This is a genomic window from Mesorhizobium sp. B2-4-6, from assembly GCF_006442775.1.
Taxonomy (GTDB): Bacteria; Pseudomonadota; Alphaproteobacteria; order Rhizobiales; family Rhizobiaceae; genus Mesorhizobium.
The window spans coordinates 251,313-270,719 of the sequence record NZ_VFVI01000003.1 but is presented as its reverse complement, the minus strand read 5'-3'; the positions used below and the strand labels follow the sequence as shown (position 1 = coordinate 270,719).

Genomic DNA, 19,407 nt, shown 5'->3' with positions numbered 1-19,407 from the left:
GTCAACTCGCTCGAAGCCCTGACAGGACGGGTGATCGACCACCTCGACAAGACCGCGGCCAAGCTTGTGGATTCGGATACGATGCTGGTCTATAGGATCACCCGCCCGTGACGGCGCGCCGTTCGAGGCGCGCCGGCGAAGCGATCCGCGGACAAAGGCGTGAATTGTCGAACCACCGGATAAGCCGCTTCTACGCGGCGGCGGGCGCCATCGGAGGATTGGTTGAAGCGAGCGATATCGATAGTCGTCACCCTGGCGCTGCTGGCATGGCTTGCCAGCGACCAGCGTTGGAAGATGGTGGGCGACGCCTTCGCCTCCATCACGCCCGGCGCCTTCGCGGCGGTGGCGGCGGCGCTGTTCGTCACCTATGTGCTGAGAGCGTTGCGCGTCTGCGACGAATTCCGCGCCGACGTGAACGGCCGCTTCGGTGCCGTGCTTCGCATCATCCTGATCCACAATGCGATGATCAACGTGGTGCCGTTCCGTGGCGGGGAGACGGCCTTCCCGATCCTTTTGCGCCAGGTGTTCGGCGTATCGATCATGCGCGCCAGCGCCTCTCTCCTCTGGTTCAGGCTGCAGGACGCTTTCGTCGTCGGCGTGCTGGCCTGCCTGGTCTGGCCGGGCGTGCATCCGGCGCTGAGGGCCGCCGGCATCGCGGCGCTGATCGCCGCCGCATGGTATCTGCCGCGCTGGGCGCGCGCGCCGCATAACTGGACCACTGGCGGCAGGATCCTCTCGAAGCTCGGCAAATTGCGCGATATCTTCACCGAAGCGACGGGACGCTCGCGCTATGGCTGGTGGTGGACGATCGCCAACTGGGCGCTGAAGCTCGGCGTGCAGGGATGGCTGCTCGCCATGGTGCTTAACACCTCGTTCCAGACCGCCTTTCCCGGCGCCGTCGGCGCGGAAGCCGCGGCCATCCTGCCGGTGCAGGGCGTCGCCGGCTTCGGCACCTATGAGGCGGGCGCCGCAGCCGCGTTGCGCTATTCCGGCATTGCCATGAAGGATGGCCTGCAGGCGGCGCTGGCGCTGCATCTCTTCATCCTATGCTCTGCGGTCGCAACCGGTGCGATCGCCTGGCTGTTCCCCTCGAAATCGACGCTGCCGGAAAACCCGGCGGCGGGACCGGCAAGGAAATGACCGCCATGAACGTGCTTCCCATTCCCGCATCGGGACTGCCCGAGGGCGCCGTCATGCCCGAGCACAAGCTCTCCATCGTCATCCCGATGTATAACGAGGCTGACAATGTCGAGCCGCTGCTCGTCCGCATCCATCAGGCGATGGAGAACTACAGCCAGCCTTGGGAAGTGGTGCTGGTCGACGACGGCAGCACCGATGCCACACCCGCCGAGATCCGCCGGCTGGCGGCTCAATACGGGCCGCATGTGCATGGCGTGGAGCTGGTGCGCAACTACAAGCAGACCGCGGCCATGCAGGCCGGCCTCGACGCCGCGCGCGGCGACGTCATCGCCACGCTCGACGGCGACCTGCAGAACGACCCGTTCGACATTCCGCGCATGGTCTACCGCCTGCTGACCGAGGATCTCGACCTCGTCGCGGGCTGGCGCAAGGACCGCAAGGAAGGGTTCTGGTTGCGCCGCCTGCCCTCGCGCATCGCCAACAGGCTGATCGCGCGCGTCACCGGCGTTAAGCTCAAGGACTATGGCTGCAGCCTGAAAGTGTTCCGCGGCAGCGTCATCCGCAGCGTCCGGCTCTATGGCGAGATGCACCGCTTCATCCCGGCATGGCTGGCGACCGTGACGACGCCGCGCCGCATCGCCCAGGAGGTGGTGACGCATCACGCCCGCATCCACGGCCAGTCCAAATACGGGATCTCTCGCACCTTCCGCGTGGTGCTGGATCTCGTCTTCATGTTCTTCTTCCTGCGCTACCGCACGCGGCCTGGCCATTTCTTCGGCGGCATCGGCATCGTGCTCGGCGTGCTCGGCTCGCTGATCCTCGCCTATCTCTTCGCGATCAAGGTTTTCTGGGGACAGGACATCGGCACCAGGCCGATGCTGATCACCGGCTTCTTCCTGGTGATCGCCGGGCTGCAGGCGGTGACGTCGGGCGTGCTCGCCGAGATGCTGTCGCGCGTCTATCTCGAGGCCAATGGCGCGCTCGCCTATGTGGCGCGGCCGCAGCCCGCGCATGGCGAGGGCGACGGCTGGCATTGGCCGAGCAAGCCGGCGACCGGAGGCAAGGGGTAGCGCTGATAGCGCACATTCCCTTGCCTCGCGATGCCCACCCTTGGAGCATGATGCCGAAAGGCGTGCCGGATTCAGATTTCGGGTCGATTCGACCTGCAGTCATCCGGCCCCAGTGCGGTTCAGCGTTTCACGGAACCGCCGAGCGGCGGCGCTTCGGCGTTTTTAACGCGCCCGGCAAGCCGAGTGCTGGCCGAAACCGCTTGGACCGCAGATCCACGGCGAATGGCCAAGCAGCGGACCGACGCTGCCCGGGCTGTAGGAAATCCTGACCGGCCCGGCCAAGCGAACGCGCTGCGTACGCACGTAGGCCGCGTAGGCCTCTTCCCTGACGCGCGTCACGCTGGTCGTCTGCGTCAGCGGCTTGCGGTGGATGCGAGGCAGCCGCTGCTTCTTGAGGTATTGCACCTTCTTTGTGGTGGTGTGGGCTGCCGACACGGTGCTGATCGAGCTGGTGTTCATCGTGTCCATGCTCTGGCAGCCAGACACGATCGAGGCCAGTGCAATGGCGGCAATGGCGCAAGCATATCTCTTGCCGACAGCCGCTGCTTCATTCATGAAATCGTTCATTGTTATCCCCTGCCACGAAATACGCGTTGTTTCCGCCGCGGATATACTTTCTCATTCCTTGGCTTCCGCGCGGGGCGAACGGCTGATCACCATTCACATCGTGGCTTAATATTAGAGGGGACTTATTAAAATTCGCGCAAACAAGATGATGAGCGCGATCTTTCGCGACTCGATCGACTATTATTAAAATTTGATCTTTTTTCGGGAAGGCCATGATGAAGCAGCGGCCTTACCCTGCGGGGCAAACGGCCTCTCGCATGCTCTCGGCTCAGCGCGGCGCTTCCCAGCCGGGGTCGAAATAAAACTTGCGCGAGCCGATCTCGCCCATGCCGGCGCCGGAAATCACATAGGCGATCCTGACGATGCGAAAGCCGCCGGCCCCCTGCTGCAGGCCGTAGATGCCCTCAAGTCCGCGATCGTAGAAGCCCGCGATCGGGACGCCGAGCGCGATCAGCGCGAGAAAAGCGTGCAGGGTGAATTTCGCGGCATTGGCGCGCAGCGGAATACCGTTTTCACGAACATGCCTGGCAATGATCACCGTGACGAGCAGGCCATAGAGGAAGGCATTGAAGGTGGCGAACCAGTAGAACCCGGTGGCGTCGAAAGGATGTTTGACAAGCAGCACCGGCAGGGCCGCGCCAATCGCCAGCAGGACATAGGGCGCGAAGGCGCGTGCGGGCAGAAGATGCTTCGGGCCGCTGCCCTTCGGCGTAACACGGAAGTCAACGAAGGATTTCGTGACGTAGTCGCGCACAGCCGAAAGCGTGCCCCAGAGCACCCACGGCCAGCGGGCAAAGAACAAGAACAGCGTGCCTTCCCAACTCAGCGTCTTTGCCGTCATCGGCCGCGACAGACCGAAAGCCTTCAGCATCATCACTAGTCCGACCAGCGCCACCGAATTCGGCGCATAATAGAAGACGAACTCGACATACATGACGTCGGCGAAATTGCGCCCCGTGAACAGCGCATAGATCGGCATCACATACATCATCAGCGCAAAGACCGCGAACAGCGGGTACCAAAGCTGGCAGAACAGGAACTGGAATTTTAGCCGCGGCGGCAGTTTGCCGAAATATTTCGGCGTGTATTCGAGCAGGATCGTCATCAGGCTGCGCGACCACTGGAATTCCTGGGTTACCAGATCGGCGAAGGTCTGCGGGCCATCGCCATTGGCGATGGCGTCGATGGCATGCACGCCGCGCCATCCGGCGGCGTTGATCAACATCGAGGTGGAATGATCCTCGGCCAGTTCCGGACCAAGCCCGCCCGCCTCGCGCAACGCCAGCGTCCTGACCGCGTAGTGCGAACCGATGCAGAGCGGCGCGCCGGCGCCTGTGTGGCCGGACTGTAACGGGCCGTGGAACATGCCTTCTGGGAACAGCCGGCCCCGGGCCGCCCAGCTTTCGTCGGCGTTGTTGTCGCAGATGCTGGGGGCCGATGCGTAGCCGACTGTGGGATCGGCGAAGGGATAGAGGATTTCCCTCAGATAGGTCGGTGACGGCACGTGGTCGGCGTCCATCTGGGCGACGAAGTCGTAGCGCTCGTAACCGTAATGATCATAGAAGAAGGCCAGGTTGCCTTCCTTGCAGCGCGTCCGGCGCGGCCAGGTCTTGCGATGATAATCCTGGCGGCCGCGCCGCGTCGATACCAGCACGCCATGCGCGTCGCACCAGGCAATCGTTTCCTCGCTCGGGTCCTCGTCCGCAAGCCACGTGTCGTGCGGATAATCCTGCGCCAGCATCGCCTCCAACGTGCGGCGGACCACGGCGAAAGGCTCGGACGGCGCCTTGGTGACCACCATGGCCACGCGCGAGCGCTTCGGGATCGTGTGCAGCTTCGACGACTTCCTCGAGGCGTGGACGTTGAGCAGGAAATACATCGGCATCAAGGTCAGCCAGGCCAACACTATGGTGGCGAAGGCGAAGGGTCCGATATGCTCGACATGGGAGGGTCGCAGCCACCACGACCAGAAGAAGGCCAGCGTGACAAACCAGAAACCGAGACCCAGCCGTAGGATCAGCCGCTGGCGGGAAGTGAGAACGGGCACGAGATAAGGGCCCTTCGGGCCGATGTCAGTCCGAACTGCATCGGATCGGCGCGCGGACTTTGCCGCCCCGCCGGAGATGCCGGCATCCATCGACGTACTCATACTCTACCCGCCGCCTTGCGCGCCCGACCAAAAACCGGTCGAGGACGTTCACCCGGCGACAGAATCAGCCGACGCTAATGCGGAGTCAACAGAATTAGGTTTTCGTTAACCACGCTTGTTGCGAACTGGTTAACCTTCCCTTGTCTGCGTGCCATTACCTTCCGGGCGCAGCCGCGCCGGCCCGGCCTTTTGTCGACTTGATCAAGAGCGTCCGCCCGTCCGGGCGGCCGATCTTGCCATGCGCGCGGTTAACCATGCCGATAGCAACAAGGTTAAGTAACGGTTAATTGCGCTTGACTCTCGCCGGGCATAGGCTCTTATATGAGGAAGGGTTAATATCGTATTGTTGGCGCGAATTTGTGAGTATCGCGGCGACCTTGTCTTAAAGGTCTGGGTATAGGGCCTCGATAGACTATCGTAGTGGACGGCACAGCGTGAGACGCACCCGTCCCAGTCGCTCGGAAAACCCGCAGTTCACGTGAGCAGACCGATATTTGGGTTTGCGTACCGGTTTCGGTCGGCACGTCGTGGCAAGCTTCAAAGGTCCGGCGGGACATTGAAGCCATGGGAGACGGGAATGAAACTCTCCACAGCAACCGCGGTTGTTTCGGCACTCATTCTCGGCGTGGCCTTACCGGCGTCGGCCGGATCGCCCGCTGGGACGGATCCGATCAAGACGAGCTCGGCCGCGTCGGCGTTCGGCTCCTACGATCCCTACGGCGATTTCAGCAATGACAAGTCGGCCAGTATCGAGGAACTGTTCCTGCCTTGGGAAGACGTCGACCTGTCGACGCTGCCGCTGGCGGACGCCTATGCGCAGCAACGCGGCCGCTCGCTGCTCATCACCATCGAGCCTTGGACATGGTCGAAGGACTGGCGCATCACGCCGCCCGAACTGCGCGACGGCATATTGAGCGGCAAATACGACGCCAACATGCAGGCGATCTGCAGCCTTGTCGGGCAGATGAAGAGCCCGGTCACCATCCGCTGGGCGCAAGAGATGGAAGACAAGAACGGTCGCTTCACCTGGGCCAACTGGGCGCCGAAGGACTGGATCGCCGCCTACAAGCGCGAGGTGGACGTCTGCCGCAAGGTCGCGCCCGCGGCAAAATACATGTGGTCGCCCAAGGGTGTCGAGGGTCTCGAAAAATACTACCCCGGCGACGATTACGTCGACGTCATCGGCCTGTCGGTGTTCGGCCTGCAGAAGAAGGACAATGACGAGGCCGGCCGCGACCGGACATTCGAAGAAACGCTGAAGCCAGGCTATGACCGTGTCGCGAAATTCAACAAGCCGGTCATTGTTGCCGAGTTGGGCTATGTCGGAAAAGAGGACTACGTGTCGAAATGGGCTGACGACTCGCGCAAGTCCTATGCGGAGTTTCCGGCCCTGACCTCGGTGGTCTACTTCAACCAGAAGGAAGTCTGGCCGTGGCTGGGCGGCTATGGGCTGCCCGACTGGCGGGTAACCCAGCACGTCCTGCCGTAGTGGCGAGGCCACGCCCGTCCGGCAGAACAGGGACGGGCTCCAGCTTTCCAGTTTGATAGGGATCGCTCCCAGGGCCGGGCCTTGGGAGCCGATGCAAGGCGCGTGGCGTAAATGAGTTGGCGGAGTAAAATCGTGAACAGGGTGTTGGGAAATCTGCTCGGAGCGGCGCTCGCCTTCTCCGTTTTTGTTGTCGGCCAGCAGGGTGCTGCAATGGCCAAAGCCGCGAACAGGATTGACGCCAAGGCGGCGAAGGCCGTCGTCGTTTCCGACGAAGGTGTCTATCAGCTCTACAAGAATCGTTCATGGCGCTGGGGCAATCACGGTGCTGCGTATTTTGCCGTGCAGAAGCGACAGTTCACAGCGTGGTCCACCGAGGGTGGCAAGAGCTACGGCGAGGGTCTCTGGTTCATGCCCGGCCACGGCAAACTGTGTTTCCGGGCAACCTGGCACGGCTCGTGGGGCGCCAAGACCTCCTTGAGTTGCTTCGAGCATCGCCAGGCCGGCAAGGTGATCTACCAGCGCAAATCTCCGAGCGGAGACTGGTATGAGTTCAAGGATCGCCACGGCAAATCGAGCCTGCGCAACGGCGACTACGCCGGCAGGAAGGTGAAACGCTTCAAGGCGAAGTTGTAGTCGCTGCCCGCCGGCATGGCGCCATGCCGGGTTGGCATGAACAGCGCGATTGCCTGGCAAGGCGATTCGCGCAACGGTTTTCGCGACGGGAACGACCGCGAATGACCGATGCAGACGGCTGACAGACCCATCCTGATTACAGGGGCACGCGCGCCGGTGGCGCTGCATCTGGCGCGCCTTCTCCGTGGCGCCGGGAAAAGGGTGATCCTGGCCGACACGCCGGCGAGGCCCATCGCGGCGGCGAGCAAGGCCTGCGCGCGCTATTGCCGGCTGCCGCCGCCGCGCTTCGAGCCGCAGGCTTATGCGGATGCGGTGGAGGCGCTGATCCGAGCGGAAGGCGTCGAGATGGTCGTCCCGACCTGCGAGGAGCTCTTTCACCTCGCGCTCGCCTGGCGCGGCAGGACCATGCCGGCGCGATTGTTCGCCCCCGATATCGCGTTGCTGGCGCAGGTTCACAACAAACACAGCTTCATCCGGTTGGCTGAACAGCTTGGCCTCGCGGTGCCGGAAACGGCGCTTCTCAATTCCCTCAACGATCTGGAGGCGGTACGTGGCCGCTCACGCGACCTGGTGTTCAAGCCGGTCTGGTCGCGCTTCGCCAGCCACGTTCTGCTGCGTCCGACACCGGATTTCCTCGATGTGATCGCGCCCTCGCCCGCCATGCCCTGGGTGGCGCAACGTTTTGTCGAGGGCAAGGAGATCAGCGCCTATGCGGTGGCGCAAGAAGGCAGGCTCAAGGCGCTTGCACTCTACCGCTCGCTCTACCGCGCCGGCAAAGGCGCCGGCATCTTCTTCGAGCGGGTCGAGGACGATGCGGCGCGCGACCTGGTCGAGCGCATCGTCGCCGGCACCGCATGGACCGGGCAGATCTCCTTCGACCTGATGCGCGAGGCGGATGGCCGCGTGCTGCCGCTCGAATGCAACCCACGCGCCGTGAGCGGCCTGCATTTCTTCCGCGATCCGGCGCGCTTTGTGGATGCCGTGCTCGGCGACGGTCAGGAAGTCATTCCCGATGTGTCCGTGCCGCAAACCGTGCGACTCGCGATGTGGATCTTTGGGCTGCCGGCCGCGCTGCGCTCAGGCGGGCTCGCCCACTTTCGCAAGGCGATGCGCGAGGGCGAGGAATTGCTCGACTGGCCGGGAGATTCCGCGCCGGTGAAGGCACAATGGCCGGCGCTGCTGGAGGTTGCGCGAGTGGCATTGCGCCAACGCATCAGCCTGCAGGCGGCGTCGACGCGTGATATCGAATGGAATGGGCCTGGTTGAGGCGCTTCAGGCCCCGAGCGAGCCCGGGCCGATAGGCTTGACCTCAAGTTGCAAACCCAGCGCCTTGGTGACGCCCAGCAGCGTGCTGAGGCGCGGATCGCCCTTTTCACTCAGCGCCTTATAAAGCGCCTCGCGGGTAACACCGGCGTTCTTAGCCACGGCCGTCATGCCGCGAGCTCGTGCGATGACGCCGAGCGCGTGTGCAATATAGGTTGCGTCACCGGTCTCGAACGCGTCGGCAAGGAGCTCGGCCTGAGACTCTGCGTCGTCGAAATATTCAGTGGCATCGAATGGTGTGGTTTTGAGAGCCATGTCAAACCTCGCTTGCCATCTGCTTGGCCTTTCTGATGTCCCTGTCTTGAGAGGATTTGTCGCCTCCGCAAAGCAGGATGATGACCGTATTGCCGCGCCTGATGAAATAGACACGGTAGCCCGGTCCGTAGTCGATCCGAAGCTCGCCGATGCCTTCGAAGAACTTGGCATCTCCCAGCAGGCCCGCTTCAACACGAATGATCCGTTGAGCAATCTTCCTGGCGGCTCGGATATCTTTAAGGTCCCGCAGCCACTTTCCGAATTCGTCAGTCTGCCGAACCTCGATCACTCGTGAACTATAATTCACAGAAACGATCCAATCAAGTGCCGTGAATTTTAATTCACAACTCGATCTGGTGCGCCTTCGGCTCACCGGCCGCCGCCGGCATCTTCCCCTCCATGATCGCCGCGATGTCGCGGCGCAGGAAATCGAGCGGGCCAATCACCGGCAGGACTTGTGGCGCGAAACGGGCGTTGTCGCTCGCCGATTTCAGCACGCGGCGGTCCTGGTGCAGCGCGATGGTGAAGAGCGGCTTGAAGGCAAGCGCCTTCAGTTCGCCGAGCAGGCCCTGGCGCCGGCCGATCAGCCAGCCGATGCCTTCGACGGTGCGCTCGTCGGCCTGGCGAAGATGGAAGGTGGTGGCCAGGACCAGCCCCTCCTTGCCCCAATATTCGAGCTCGGCGATGCCGGGATGACGGAAGCGGCCGATGGTTTTCGCGCGCTCGCCTTCGAGCAACCGGCTGATGAGGCCCTGCTGGCGGTTCTCGCCGGTGTAGCTGGCCTCGACCCAGCCTTCGCCGCCGGTCACCTCGACTCGCACCAGATGGCGCTTCGAGGTGAGGCCGCGCAGCAGGCCCTTATGGGTGAAATGGGTGTGCGTGGCATCGAGGATGTTTTCCGCCGCGTCGATCACCGTCGACTGCGTCGACGAGCGCACCCGCCGCACGATGATGTCCCTGCCCTGCATGCAGTGCAGGTAAGGCTCGCACCGCGGCGTGCCGGATGAGATGAAGACGACGCCGTCGCGCTCGATCGCCGCGTAGCGGCGAACCCGGTAGTGCGGCATGGCGCCGACATGGCCGGGGATCGCCGTGCAGCGGCCCTCGCCGTCATAGCGCCAGCCGTGATAGGGGCATTCGATCTCGCCGCCGACGATCTTGCCGGTCGACAGCTCGACCAGCCGGTGCGGACAGCGGTCGAACAACGCGGCGATGCCTTGCGCCGAGCGGAACAGCACCACGGGCGCACGATCGAACAGGATGCGCTTCGGCTGCTTGCCGATATCGGCGGACAGCGCCACCGCCTGCCAATGATCCTCCCCACGCCGCTCGCTCACAACTCGAACCTCCTGAGCAGGGGAATGCCGACCAGCGCCAGCACGGTCTCCATGACGCGGATCGCCAGGCGCCGGCGAAGCGGAAGATGCCCGGCATAGACGGCGTTGTATTCGATCGCGGCGACCGCGCCGCGCCGGCGTTTGAAATCGGCGGCACCCGCGCTCATGTTGAAGAACAGGCCGCGCGCCGTGGCGTGGTCCTGCGCCATCGCCATCATCATGCGATAAAGCCCGTCGGCGACTGGCAGGGCTGTGTCGTAGCCGACGATGGGCTGGGTCAGCGTACCGCCGTTTTCGAACAGGCCGGTGACGGCGACCAGATCGCCGCCCGGCCTGCGCAGCCCCGCCAGGCCGATGATGCCGCGCCGGTGCATTTCGGCGATGTAGCGAGCCGTGTAGTGCGGATTGAGCGGCGTGTATTTGTCGAGATAGAGCATGTTGTAGAGGATTTCGGCACGCGCATAGTCGGCCTCGGTGAAATCGCCATTGCCGACCCGCTCGAACGGCGTCGCGCCCAGGCGGGCGCGATCGCGCTTCATGTCGCGCGTCATCGCCGGTGCGGCGCTGCGGTCGGCGAAGATGTAGATCTGGCGCGCCGCCAGCATGCGGAACCCCTCGGCCTTCAAGGCGGCAATGGTCGCCGGATCGGCGATATCGTTCAACGAGCGGACGACGATGGCGCGATCGGGGAAACGCCCGGTCAGGTCCGCGCGCAGCGACGCGGCCGCCGGCCGGTCGAGCAACGGCACCGGATTGGTCGAATAAAGCCAGTTGTTGACCTGCGCCTGATGGTCGAGGCCGCTTGCCCTGACAAGCGGCGCGCACACCCCAATCAGGGCGTTGAGCGCGCGTTGCAGCAGCGGGTGACCGGCGAAGTTGCGCGTCTCGTCCATCGCATAGTCGACATAGGCGCAGGTCGGGCAGCAGATATAGCAGTTGGGCGCTTCATCGGCGTTGTTCAGCGTCAATGGAAAAATACGCCCGGCGACTTCGAACGTCTCGACTTTCGTGTCCAGATTGGCGATGAGATCGCGCACCGGCACCTCGTCGAAAAGCCCCACAAAAGCCTCGACCTTTGCCGGCTTGTTCTCGACCCGGTCGGTCTGCTGCGCAGGTCTTTCCATCATAGCCGCGCCGCTCATCGCGCCGGCTCCAGGCGGCATTCGACGCGGCGCAGCTTGCGGCCTGTTTCCAGCGGCAGCGGCGCGCGGATAAGCGTCACGGTAGCGACCGCCTTTCGCATTTCCAGCAGCGTGCGGACTGCCAGATGAGCGGCCTCCGCTGCTTCGTCCGCGAGCGTTGGTGGAAGCCGGAGTTCGACGCTGCTCGGCGTGGACTGGACGAGGCGAAAGTCATCGATGCGGCGGTCGGCCTTGAGCACGGCGTTGCGCAACACATCCGGCGTGACCAGGATCGGGCCATCCTGTGACATGAGACGGAAGACATCGTCCATGCGGCCGACGATCTCGTCGACGCAGCGCAGCGGCGAGCCGCAGCCGCAAGCCTGTCCGGACAGGCGCAAAAGGTCATTCATCCGGTAGCGCGCCATGATCTGGGTTTGGCGCCGAAAGGCCGTCACCAGCGTCGTCACCAGCCCCTCTCCCGCCGGCTCGAATTCGAAGAAGACGGAGTCTTCCGCAAGATGCAGTCCGCCCTGCCGGCAGGTCACCGCGAACAGGCCTTCGGTCGCCATATAGATCTGGTCGAGCGGCAGCCGGAAGAAATTTTCGATCACCGGGCGATCGACCGGGTCGAGAGTCTCGGCGGCGGAGAAGACACGCTTCGGCCGGAGCCGGAAGTCTTCGGCCGCGAAATGGCGCAGGATTTTTGGCGGCGCGATGATGACCGTCGGATCGAACATTTCGAGCGCGCCGCGCCAGCTCTCCGGCCCTGCGGTCAGATCGAAGAAGGCGAGCTTGATCAGGCGCGATCTGCGGGCGCTGTCGTAAAGCCCGGTGTTTTGCGGCAGGATGACGGCGACGCGCATGCCGCGCCACAGAAGATCCGGCGCCGCCTTGGCCAGAATCGCGCCCAGCCAGCGGTATTTTTCGGCCTCGGAAATCACGAACAGGCCGCGATTGCCCGATGTTCCGGTGCTGGCGCCGACAGTGAGCGATCCGGCGCGGCCATCGCGCTCCAGGGCCGCCCGGGCCTGCGCAGCGGTGAGACCGTGGATGTTGAATTCGTCGAAGCGCGCCATCAGCAGCGCCTTGTCCGTGACCGGCAGGTCGGCGAGGTGCGCCGGCGCCTTGCCGTAAAAGGACGCGCGCGGCAGGTCCCGATCGAGGAAGCGCCGCAACGCGGCCGCCTGCCAGCGCTCGAAGCCGGGCCGGGTCTTGCGCGAGACCCAGTGTGTCAGGGCGAAGCAGCCCGCCGCTTCCGCCAGCCCGTTCATGCGGCCTCCGGCGCGAGATCATAAGATGTCGGAGCGGGATCATGGCAGAGTATCACCTCGCCGCCGGCGGCGAGGAAGCGGCGCAGCATGGCGCTGGTCGGCTCGATCGCCGCGGCATCCTCGGCGATCAGCGTGGCCGGGAAACCCGGCGTGCGGTTCTGGGTCAAGGCCATGAGAAGCCATTGCGCATCGACGGCATAGAGCAGCGGCCGCTCCAGGCCGGTAAACAGCAGGCCGATCTGGCCGTCGGCATGTCCAGGCAGATCGACCGCGATCACGCTGCCGTCGCCGAAGAGATCGGAGCCGCCGGGTACATCCTCGCGCGCCTCGACCCTCCGCTTTGCGGACAGGCCTTCCAGCCTCGCCTCGAAATCCAGCGGGAAGAGTTCGGCGAAGACGCCATGGCGCAGATTGTGCCTCGGGTTGCGCGCCTTGACCCGCGCCCAGGCGGCATCGCTGGCGATGAAGCGGGCGTTGCGGAACAGCGACAGGCCCGAAATGTGGTCGGCGTGAAAATGGGTGACGATGATTGTGCGGATGTCATCGGGCGACAGGTCGAAACGCCGCAGCACCGGCAGGACCTGCTCCGCGGTGTTGAGCTGCGGTTTCAGCAGCGCACCATAGAGCCGCAGCATCCGCCCGCGCCCCTCGCCTGTCAGTGCTTCCGGCGTGTAACCGGTGTCGATGAGCACCGGCCCGGCAACCGGGTGAAAAATCAACCCGTAGCGGACGCGCAACCTGACGCTCTGCCAGCCGCCGCCGCGCAGGATCAGCCGCTCGGCGGCGCTCACCCAGGCGCTGTTGGCGAAGACGATCCTCATGGCTCGGCGTCACCGGCGAACGTGCGGTCAAGCCCTTGCTCGAACGAGATTTTCGGTGCCCAGCCAAGCATCCGCTTCGCCTTGGAAAGATCGAGACTTTGCGCATAGGCGAAGAGACCGAGCCCATAGCGGGTGACCGGCGGCTCGGGCCGCCCGGGCAACCGAAGCGCCACCGCTTCCATCAGGCCGGCCGCCAGCATCGCCGGCATGAGCGGCGTCGGCCGCCAGCGCGCCTTGAGACCGGCGCGGCTGCAGGCCTCGTCGGCGATGCGGCGGACCGGCAGCACTTCGCCGCCGGAGATGTTGAAGACCTGGCCCTCCGCTTCCCTGGGCGCGGCAAGCGCCGCCAGCACCGCGTCGACGACGTCGTCGACATGGGTGAGATCGATGGCCGCCCGGCCATCGCGAAACAGCGGCAAAGGCCGGCTCCTCGCGGCCTTGATCAGCCGCGGCAGCAGCGCCCGATCGCCGATGCCATAGATGCCGCGCGGCCGCAGCACCATCGGATGGATGGCGGGCTGGCCGAACACGATCTTTTCGGCCTCGCGTTTGGTGCGGGCGTAGTGATTGACGGGCTCCGGCAAGGCCGCGTCCTCGCTGAGCCCAAGCTGGTCGCGGAAGGCGAAGCAGACGGACGGGCTGGAGATGTGGACGAAGCGGCTGACCCCTAGTCGCTCGGCGAAGCCGAGCAGGTTCCGTGTCGCCGTGACGTTCGCCGCCACGAAATCCCCGAGGCGGCCGAAGGGCGAAGAGAGCGCCGCGCAATGGATGATCCGTTCGATCCTGCCAAGCCTCGGATCGAGCGCGCCATCGAGCGGCTGCGCGAGATCGTGGCGGACGATACGATGGCCGGCGGCCTCCAGCGCGGCGCAACGCGCTTCATCGCGGCCGAGCCCGAGCGCCAGCATACCGGACGCGGCAAGCCGCTCGAGCACATGAGCACCGAGGAAGCCGCTGGCGCCGGTGACGAGCACGGCCATCCCTCAGGTCTCCAGCGCCATGCCGCCGAAGGAGACGCCGGCCGACGTGCCGAGGAAGAGCAGCTTCATGCCTGGCGCGACGCGCCCCTCGCGGCGCGCGACGTCGAGCGCGAAGGGCATGGAAGCCGCGATCTGGTTGCCGAAGCGGGCGGAGATGTCGACGAGCTTTTGCGACGCAAAACCGGTCTGGCGCGCCATATGCGCAAGCGCGAAGGGGCTCGCCTGGTGCGGCACGACGAGATCGACATCGTCATGCCGCCAGCCGGCGCGCTCGAGCAGAGCGTCGACGAAGCCGTTGAAGTGGCGCGAAGTGAGCCGGAACAATTCCTTGCCGTCCATGTGGAACAGGCTGTGCGCCGCGAACGCTTCCCGATCCTTGCGGAAATCGAAGCGCGTGCCGCCCGAACCGATGCCGCAGGCTTCCCAGCCCGACGGATAGGTGCGCATCAGGCTCGCCGCCACCTTTCCCTCGCTTGGCTTGGCCTTGCGCAGCACGGCCGCCGCCGCGCCGTCGCCGAAGAGCGCGGCGATCTCCGGCGCGTCCTGCCACGGCAAAGCGCGCGAGGCGACTTCGGACGAGAAGACCAGCGCCGTCTCGCACTGCCCCGCCTCGATCATGCGGCCCGCGGTCTCGAAGGCGGTGAGGAAGCCAAGGCATGTGCTGTTGACGTCGAAGGCGGCGGCCGAGCCGTCCGCCACCCCGAGGCGCTGCATGACGAGCGGCGCGGTCGCCGGCAGCGGCTGGTAGGGCACGCCGCAGCCGCCGACGATCAGGTCCACCGAGCCGGCCTCTACGCCGGCATCCTCAAGCGCAAGGCGCGCGGCGGCACAGGCAAGATCGATCTGCGATTCGGCATTGCAGACATAGCGCTCGACGACGCCGGTGACGGTTTCAAGCGCGCCCTCGCCAAGGCTCAGCTTCGCCTCCAGGGCGCGTGTGGTGAGGCGCTCAGCCGGTACCGCCCTGCCGGTTCCGACGATCCTGATCCGCATTCTCCCCCCGCCGCGTGAGCTTGGCCCTATCTAACGCAAAAAACGGTTCGAGGCGACGACCATCATCGGCGCCTGCGCGACCATGTTTGATCGTCGATCATTCTGCTGTAAGTATGCGATGCTTCCAGGGGGTGAGGTATGGCTAATTCTTTTTCTCGCTTTATTTCTTTTGTCTTCGGGAATTCTGTTTCTAAGCCAAATGCAGACGCTGTCAGAAGCCCGTGGCCGAGCGGTCTCCAGCATCTGTTTATCGAGCCATCAAAGAAGGATATCTGGGAAGCGCTGGACGGCTGGAAGTGGATTGGGCTTGATGGCTTGGAGCCCGGCGCAGTCTCTGCGTTCGGCGACATTTTCTTCCGCGCTCCCGATGGTTCCGTCAAATTGCTGGACATGGTCGGAGGCCGATTGACCGAAGTCTCGGAAACGTGGCCGGAACTTACAACCCAGTTCAATGATCCTGATCGGCGCGACGAACTGTTGCTGGCTGGATTAGTGACGACGGCACGAAAGAAGGGATTGGTCTTGGGGGTCGGCGAATGTTACGACTTCGAAAAGCCGCCCGTGCTCGGTGGCGAAATGTCCGTTAAGCAAATCAACAAGACTTTCTTCGTGGTCAAAGTGCACATAGCCGGCCAGATTCACCGGCAAGTAAAAGACCTTCCGCACGGTACGAAAATCAACAAGGTAACGATCGGCGATCGCTGACGGCTCTAAGCCTTGCGCTCCCAGCGACGGTCGGGCGTCTGCTGCCAGTAGGTCACGGCGTGGCCGGCTTCCTTCAGCGTCTTCCAATGCGTCCGCGCGCCTTCGAGCTGCGCGGCGTCATGGCCGTCGAAAAGGAAGACGGCGCGCTCGTAGCCCGATAGTTCGGGCGGGCTTGCGCCGTCGACCAGGAAGCGGATCTGCGCCGCGTTCTGGTTGCCCTCGCCCGTGGTGAGCAGGACCGGCTGTTCGGCCGGATAGGCCTCGCGGTCGGTGGCATGCGCCAGAAAGGAATCGTCGCGGAAAATCCACAGATGCTGGTCGAGCGCGTCGCGTCGCTCCTCGGTGCCGGTCTGCACCACCGCGCGCCAGCCGCGCTCGACGCTGCGCTCGAGCAGGCCCGGCAGCGCCTCTTCGAGCGTCGATTCGGTCAAATGGTAGAACAGGATGTCGGCCATCCCCCTACCCTTCGTAGTGATCGCGCACCAGCCGGTCGAGCAGCCTCACGCCGAAGCCCGAGCCCCAGGACTGGTTGATCTCGCTCGACGGCGCGCCCATCGCGGTGCCGGCAATGTCGAGATGCGCCCAGGGCGTGTCCTGGACGAAGCGCTGCAGGAACTGCGCGGCGATGATGGCGCCGCCATAGCGGCCGCCGATGTTCTTCATGTCGGCGTTCTTGGAATCGATCAGCTTGTCGTATTCGGGCCCGAGCGGCATGCGCCACAGCCGCTCCTGGCTGACCTGGCCGGCGCCGAAAAGCCGCCCGGCAAGCTCGTCATTGTTGGAGAAAAGGCCGGCATAATGCTGGCCGAGCGCCACCATGACGGCGCCGGTGAGCGTCGCCAGGTTGATCATGAATTTCGGTTTGAAACGGTCGTTGGCGTACCAGAGCGCGTCGGCCAGAACGAGGCGGCCTTCCGCGTCGGTGTTGAGCACCTCGATCGTCTGGCCGGACATCGATGTGACGATGTCGCCGGGGCGCTGGGCATGGCCGTCGACGGCATTCTCGACCAGGCCGATGATGCCGACCACATTGGCCTTCGCCTTGCGCGCGGCGAGCGCATGCATCAGGCCGGTGACGGCGGCCGCGCCGCCCATGTCGCCCTTCATGTCCTCCATTCCGGAGGCCGGCTTCATCGAATTGCCGCCGGTGTCGAAGGTGACTCCCTTGCCGATGAAGGCGAGCGGCGCGTCCTTGGCCTTGCCGCCGTTCCAGCGCATCACTGCCAGCCGCGCGCCGCGCGGCGAGCCTTGCGCGACGCCGAGCAGCGAACCCATGCCGAGCTTCTTCATCTCTTTTTCAGCCAGGATCTCGACCTCGACGCCGAGCTGCTCCAGCGCCTTGACGCGTTCGGCGAATTCGACCGGCCCGAGCGCATTGGCCGGCTCGTTGACGAGATCGCGCGCAAGCAGCACGCCGTCGGTCACGGCTTCCTCGCCCGCAAACGCCTTCTTCGCGGCCGCGGGATCGGCGCAGTGGATGGTTATCCTCGCGGGCTTCGCCGCCTCGGCCTTCTTGGCGCCCTTCGCGTCAGACTGCCCGTCTTCTTTCCTGGTCTTGTATTTGTCGAAGGAATAGCTGCGCAGCAGGATACCGGCCGCAAGATTGGCCGCCTGACGGCCGTCGGGCTGCAGTTCGGGCAGATCGAGGATGACCGCCACCTCGACCGCCTTGCGCAGCGAAGCGGCAATGGCCCCGCCGAGCTTCAGCCATGCATTGTCGTCGAGGCTCGAGATCTTGCCGGCGCCGATCGCCACCAGCCGGTCGACCGGCGTTCCTTCCGGCGCCAGCACCTCGGCCGAGCTTGCGAACTTGCCGGAAAAATCCGCGACCGGAAAGGCGCGTGCCAGCGCGCCGGCTGGATCGCAGACCTTCGCCGCCTCGCCGAGCCCGCCGCCATCGGCGGCGAAGACGAAGACGCTGCCCTTTTTCGGCGCGGCAAACTTGGCGAAAGAAATGGAAGGTCTCGACGTCATCAGGTCCTGCTTTCAGGGATGGCCGGAAGGTGCCGGCAAAGGGTATTTCTTGGCGAGCAACGCGTTGGCAAGCGTGCGCGACATTTGGTCGTTTTCAGCCATTTGGCAAGACTTTGGCCGAAATCGCTGTCTATATCAGCGCCACCATAGACAAAGGATTCGCCCCGGCACGACCTTAGCTTGCTGCCGTAACGTGCTGTTAACCATCGATGTTTTGCATTTCTTATCCATTGACGCGGAGACTCCGTCGCGCCGGGGCACGCGGCGTGGGGCGACGAACCGGAGCGAGCCGCCTATGACCCAGTTGTGCGGGCGCCGCCGGATCACTACCTTGTCGGCTGGCATGATGCCGTTCGGCAAAATCGAGAAAAGCCTTCATGAAGGTCGTTGAACGCTACATCATGCGCCGCACGCTGACGATGTTCCTCGCATCGCTGGTGTGGACGCTGGCGATCGTGTGGACGACGCAGGTGCTGGCCAAGATCGACCTCGTCACCGACAACGGCCAATCGGCGCTGACCTTCTTCGAGGTCGCGGCGCTCATCATCCCCTCCATCATCCCGATCGTGGTGCCATTCGCCCTGGTGGTGGCGGTGGCGCAGACGCTGAGCGCGATGAACACCGATTCGGAGCTGGCGGTGCTCGGCGCCGCGGGCGCCTCGCGCTGGACGATCGCGCGGCCGATCCTGCTGCTCGCGGCTTTTGCCTGCGCGTTTTCCTTCATCGTGGACAACGCCGCCGACCCCTATGCCAGGCAAAAAAACCGCCAGCTGGTGGCGGCCTCGCGCGCCGACCTCGTGTCGCTGATCATCCAGGAAGGCACGTTCCGCAAGATCGACGAAGGCCTTTACCTGCAGGTCGGCGAACGGCTTCCCGGCAACCGGCTCGGGGGCATCTTCGTCGCCGATTCGCGCGAGGAAGGGGCCAGCCTCACCTATTACGCCAAGACCGGCAGCATCGTCGAAAAAGGCGACGAGAAGGTGCTGATGATGAATGACGGCGTCATCAACCGCAAGTCGGTGACCGGCGACCTCTCCGTCATCCGCTTCACCTCTTACGCCTTCGACATGTCGGCCTTCCTGTCGGCGGCGAACGACATCACGCTTTTGCCCAAGGACCGGACGACGGCGTATCTGCTCAACCCGGATCCCAACGACAAGATGTTCCAGCGCGAACCAGGCAGCTATCGGGCGGAGCTCAACCAGCGTTTCGCCGAATGGTCCTATTCGCTGGTGTTCGCGCTGATCGCTCTTGCGGTGGCGGGCGATGCGCGCTCGCATCGCGAAGCGCGCATCAATCCGCTGATCACGGCGATCGCAATCGCGCTTTTCGTGCGATGGCTTGGCTTCTTCGCCGCCGGCAAGGCCGACAAGGTCTGGTATTTCGTCTACCTGCTCTACGGCATACCGATCATCGCCTCCGCGGTTTCGGTCTGGTTCATCGTCTCCTCGCGCACCATGGAATTGCCGGTCAGTTGGGCCGACTGGCTGACGAACCTTGCCAAGCGCACCGGCGACAATTGGATGGCATTCAAGCTCTGGCTCGCCCGGCGCACTTCCGGCCAGGGAGCCTGACC

At 64.4% G+C, this 19,407-nt stretch carries 20 protein-coding genes; 8 read left to right on the top strand and 12 right to left on the bottom strand.

What is annotated here, in order from left to right; translation table 11 throughout:
* Positions 1-222 precede the first annotated feature (222 nt).
* On the top strand, positions 223-1,140 hold the full coding sequence (locus FJ957_RS11255; RefSeq protein ID WP_140831313.1) for a lysylphosphatidylglycerol synthase domain-containing protein: 918 nt from the start codon (positions 223-225) through the stop codon (positions 1,138-1,140).
* Between the two features lie 5 nt (positions 1,141-1,145).
* The gene (locus FJ957_RS11250; protein ID WP_140831311.1) at positions 1,146-2,210 is read left to right on the top strand and encodes a glycosyltransferase family 2 protein; all 1,065 of its coding nucleotides are present in this window, start codon (positions 1,146-1,148) and stop codon (positions 2,208-2,210) included.
* Between the two features lie 162 nt (positions 2,211-2,372).
* Here FJ957_RS11250 and FJ957_RS11245 read toward each other — a convergent pair whose 3' ends face one another.
* Together FJ957_RS11245 and FJ957_RS11240 are read right to left on the bottom strand one after the other, a co-directional pair.
* The gene (locus FJ957_RS11245) at positions 2,373-2,777 is read right to left on the bottom strand and encodes a hypothetical protein (protein ID WP_140831309.1); all 405 of its coding nucleotides are present in this window, start codon (positions 2,775-2,777) and stop codon (positions 2,373-2,375) included.
* A 268-nt stretch (positions 2,778-3,045) separates the two neighbouring features.
* Positions 3,046-4,926: a cellulose synthase catalytic subunit gene (locus FJ957_RS11240; RefSeq protein ID WP_140831307.1), complete on the bottom strand. Its 1,881-nt coding sequence runs from the start codon at positions 4,924-4,926 to the stop codon at positions 3,046-3,048.
* A 577-nt stretch (positions 4,927-5,503) separates the two neighbouring features.
* Here FJ957_RS11240 and FJ957_RS11235 point away from each other — a divergent pair.
* The 3 genes from FJ957_RS11235 (at position 5,504) to FJ957_RS11225 (ending at position 8,314) form a co-directional block, all read left to right on the top strand.
* Complete coding sequence (locus FJ957_RS11235; RefSeq protein ID WP_140831305.1) at positions 5,504-6,415, top strand: glycoside hydrolase family 26 protein; 912 nt, start codon at positions 5,504-5,506, stop codon at positions 6,413-6,415.
* Between the two features lie 132 nt (positions 6,416-6,547).
* The gene (locus FJ957_RS11230; RefSeq protein ID WP_140831303.1) at positions 6,548-7,048 is read left to right on the top strand and encodes a DUF995 domain-containing protein; all 501 of its coding nucleotides are present in this window, start codon (positions 6,548-6,550) and stop codon (positions 7,046-7,048) included.
* A gap of 108 nt (positions 7,049-7,156) precedes the next feature.
* Positions 7,157-8,314, top strand: a complete 1,158-nt coding sequence (locus tag FJ957_RS11225) for an ATP-grasp domain-containing protein (RefSeq protein ID WP_140831301.1) — start codon at positions 7,157-7,159, stop codon at positions 8,312-8,314.
* 6 nt (positions 8,315-8,320) lie between these two features.
* On the opposite strand, the gene FJ957_RS11220 is transcribed toward FJ957_RS11225, so the two are convergent.
* From FJ957_RS11220 to FJ957_RS11185, 8 genes are read right to left on the bottom strand one after another with little or no spacing between them, the layout of a single operon-like run.
* Positions 8,321-8,626 (bottom strand): addiction module antidote protein, encoded by a 306-nt coding sequence (locus FJ957_RS11220; RefSeq protein ID WP_140831299.1) that lies wholly within the window; start codon positions 8,624-8,626, stop codon positions 8,321-8,323.
* A 1-nt stretch (position 8,627) separates the two neighbouring features.
* Positions 8,628-8,915: a type II toxin-antitoxin system RelE/ParE family toxin gene (locus tag FJ957_RS11215; protein WP_140831884.1), complete on the bottom strand. Its 288-nt coding sequence runs from the start codon at positions 8,913-8,915 to the stop codon at positions 8,628-8,630.
* A 52-nt stretch (positions 8,916-8,967) separates the two neighbouring features.
* The gene (locus FJ957_RS11210) at positions 8,968-9,963 is read right to left on the bottom strand and encodes a Rieske 2Fe-2S domain-containing protein (protein ID WP_140831297.1); all 996 of its coding nucleotides are present in this window, start codon (positions 9,961-9,963) and stop codon (positions 8,968-8,970) included.
* The gene (locus FJ957_RS11205; RefSeq protein ID WP_140831295.1) at positions 9,960-11,105 is read right to left on the bottom strand and encodes a GNAT family N-acetyltransferase; all 1,146 of its coding nucleotides are present in this window, start codon (positions 11,103-11,105) and stop codon (positions 9,960-9,962) included. Before FJ957_RS11205 ends, FJ957_RS11210 begins: the two co-directional genes overlap by 4 nt.
* Positions 11,102-12,358, bottom strand: coding sequence for a CoF synthetase (locus tag FJ957_RS11200; RefSeq protein ID WP_140831293.1), 1,257 nt, complete (start codon positions 12,356-12,358; stop codon positions 11,102-11,104). The genes FJ957_RS11205 and FJ957_RS11200 overlap by 4 nt, the downstream gene beginning before the upstream one ends.
* Complete coding sequence (locus FJ957_RS11195; protein ID WP_140831291.1) at positions 12,355-13,179, bottom strand: MBL fold metallo-hydrolase; 825 nt, start codon at positions 13,177-13,179, stop codon at positions 12,355-12,357. The genes FJ957_RS11200 and FJ957_RS11195 overlap by 4 nt, the downstream gene beginning before the upstream one ends.
* Positions 13,176-14,159, bottom strand: coding sequence for an NAD(P)-dependent oxidoreductase (locus FJ957_RS11190; RefSeq protein ID WP_140831289.1), 984 nt, complete (start codon positions 14,157-14,159; stop codon positions 13,176-13,178). Before FJ957_RS11190 ends, FJ957_RS11195 begins: the two co-directional genes overlap by 4 nt.
* Positions 14,160-14,162: 3 nt before the next feature.
* Entirely contained in the window at positions 14,163-15,152 is a 990-nt protein-coding gene (locus FJ957_RS11185) for a 3-oxoacyl-[acyl-carrier-protein] synthase III C-terminal domain-containing protein (protein WP_140831287.1), read from the bottom strand.
* A gap of 138 nt (positions 15,153-15,290) precedes the next feature.
* Here FJ957_RS11185 and FJ957_RS11180 point away from each other — a divergent pair, with 138 nt between their 5' ends.
* A complete protein-coding gene (locus FJ957_RS11180; protein ID WP_140831285.1) occupies positions 15,291-15,857 on the top strand; it encodes a T6SS immunity protein Tdi1 domain-containing protein in 567 nt (188 codons plus the stop codon).
* A gap of 5 nt (positions 15,858-15,862) precedes the next feature.
* On the opposite strand, the gene FJ957_RS11175 is transcribed toward FJ957_RS11180, so the two are convergent.
* Both FJ957_RS11175 and FJ957_RS11170 read right to left on the bottom strand, forming a co-directional pair.
* Positions 15,863-16,312, bottom strand: a complete 450-nt coding sequence (locus FJ957_RS11175; protein WP_140644496.1) for a DNA polymerase III subunit chi — start codon at positions 16,310-16,312, stop codon at positions 15,863-15,865.
* 4 nt (positions 16,313-16,316) lie between these two features.
* Positions 16,317-17,831: a leucyl aminopeptidase gene (locus FJ957_RS11170; RefSeq protein ID WP_140831283.1), complete on the bottom strand. Its 1,515-nt coding sequence runs from the start codon at positions 17,829-17,831 to the stop codon at positions 16,317-16,319.
* On the opposite strand from FJ957_RS11170, the gene FJ957_RS31780 reads away from it, so the two are divergent.
* Positions 17,812-18,222, top strand: coding sequence for a hypothetical protein (locus FJ957_RS31780; RefSeq protein ID WP_181180542.1), 411 nt, complete (start codon positions 17,812-17,814; stop codon positions 18,220-18,222). The two genes, FJ957_RS11170 and FJ957_RS31780, sit on opposite strands and share 20 nt — an antisense overlap.
* Positions 18,209-19,405 (top strand): LPS export ABC transporter permease LptF, encoded by a 1,197-nt coding sequence (gene lptF, locus FJ957_RS11165; RefSeq protein WP_140831281.1) that lies wholly within the window; start codon positions 18,209-18,211, stop codon positions 19,403-19,405. Before FJ957_RS31780 ends, lptF begins: the two co-directional genes overlap by 14 nt.
* Positions 19,406-19,407 lie beyond the last annotated feature (2 nt).

Excerpts from the sequence above, each read along its gene's own strand:
- FJ957_RS11180 (WP_140831285.1), top strand. The coding sequence starts at position 15,291 with ATGGCTAATTCTTTTTCTCGCTTTATTTCTTTTGTCTTCGGGAATTCT.
- FJ957_RS11170 (WP_140831283.1), bottom strand. The coding sequence starts at position 17,831 with ATGACGTCGAGACCTTCCATTTCTTTCGCCAAGTTTGCCGCGCCGAAA.
- FJ957_RS11175 (WP_140644496.1), bottom strand. The coding sequence starts at position 16,312 with ATGGCCGACATCCTGTTCTACCATTTGACCGAATCGACGCTCGAAGAG.
- FJ957_RS31780 (WP_181180542.1), top strand. The coding sequence starts at position 17,812 with ATGGAAGGTCTCGACGTCATCAGGTCCTGCTTTCAGGGATGGCCGGAA.
- FJ957_RS11245 (WP_140831309.1), bottom strand. The coding sequence starts at position 2,777 with ATGAACGATTTCATGAATGAAGCAGCGGCTGTCGGCAAGAGATATGCT.
- lptF (WP_140831281.1), top strand. The coding sequence starts at position 18,209 with ATGAAGGTCGTTGAACGCTACATCATGCGCCGCACGCTGACGATGTTC.
- FJ957_RS11250 (WP_140831311.1), top strand. The coding sequence starts at position 1,146 with ATGAACGTGCTTCCCATTCCCGCATCGGGACTGCCCGAGGGCGCCGTC.
- FJ957_RS11190 (WP_140831289.1), bottom strand. The coding sequence starts at position 14,159 with ATGGCCGTGCTCGTCACCGGCGCCAGCGGCTTCCTCGGTGCTCATGTG.
- FJ957_RS11195 (WP_140831291.1), bottom strand. The coding sequence starts at position 13,179 with ATGAGGATCGTCTTCGCCAACAGCGCCTGGGTGAGCGCCGCCGAGCGG.
- FJ957_RS11205 (WP_140831295.1), bottom strand. The coding sequence starts at position 11,105 with ATGAGCGGCGCGGCTATGATGGAAAGACCTGCGCAGCAGACCGACCGG.
- FJ957_RS11240 (WP_140831307.1), bottom strand. The coding sequence starts at position 4,926 with ATGAGTACGTCGATGGATGCCGGCATCTCCGGCGGGGCGGCAAAGTCC.
- FJ957_RS11220 (WP_140831299.1), bottom strand. The coding sequence starts at position 8,626 with ATGGCTCTCAAAACCACACCATTCGATGCCACTGAATATTTCGACGAC.
- FJ957_RS11225 (WP_140831301.1), top strand. The coding sequence starts at position 7,157 with ATGCAGACGGCTGACAGACCCATCCTGATTACAGGGGCACGCGCGCCG.
- FJ957_RS11235 (WP_140831305.1), top strand. The coding sequence starts at position 5,504 with ATGAAACTCTCCACAGCAACCGCGGTTGTTTCGGCACTCATTCTCGGC.
- FJ957_RS11185 (WP_140831287.1), bottom strand. The coding sequence starts at position 15,152 with ATGCGGATCAGGATCGTCGGAACCGGCAGGGCGGTACCGGCTGAGCGC.
- FJ957_RS11200 (WP_140831293.1), bottom strand. The coding sequence starts at position 12,358 with ATGAACGGGCTGGCGGAAGCGGCGGGCTGCTTCGCCCTGACACACTGG.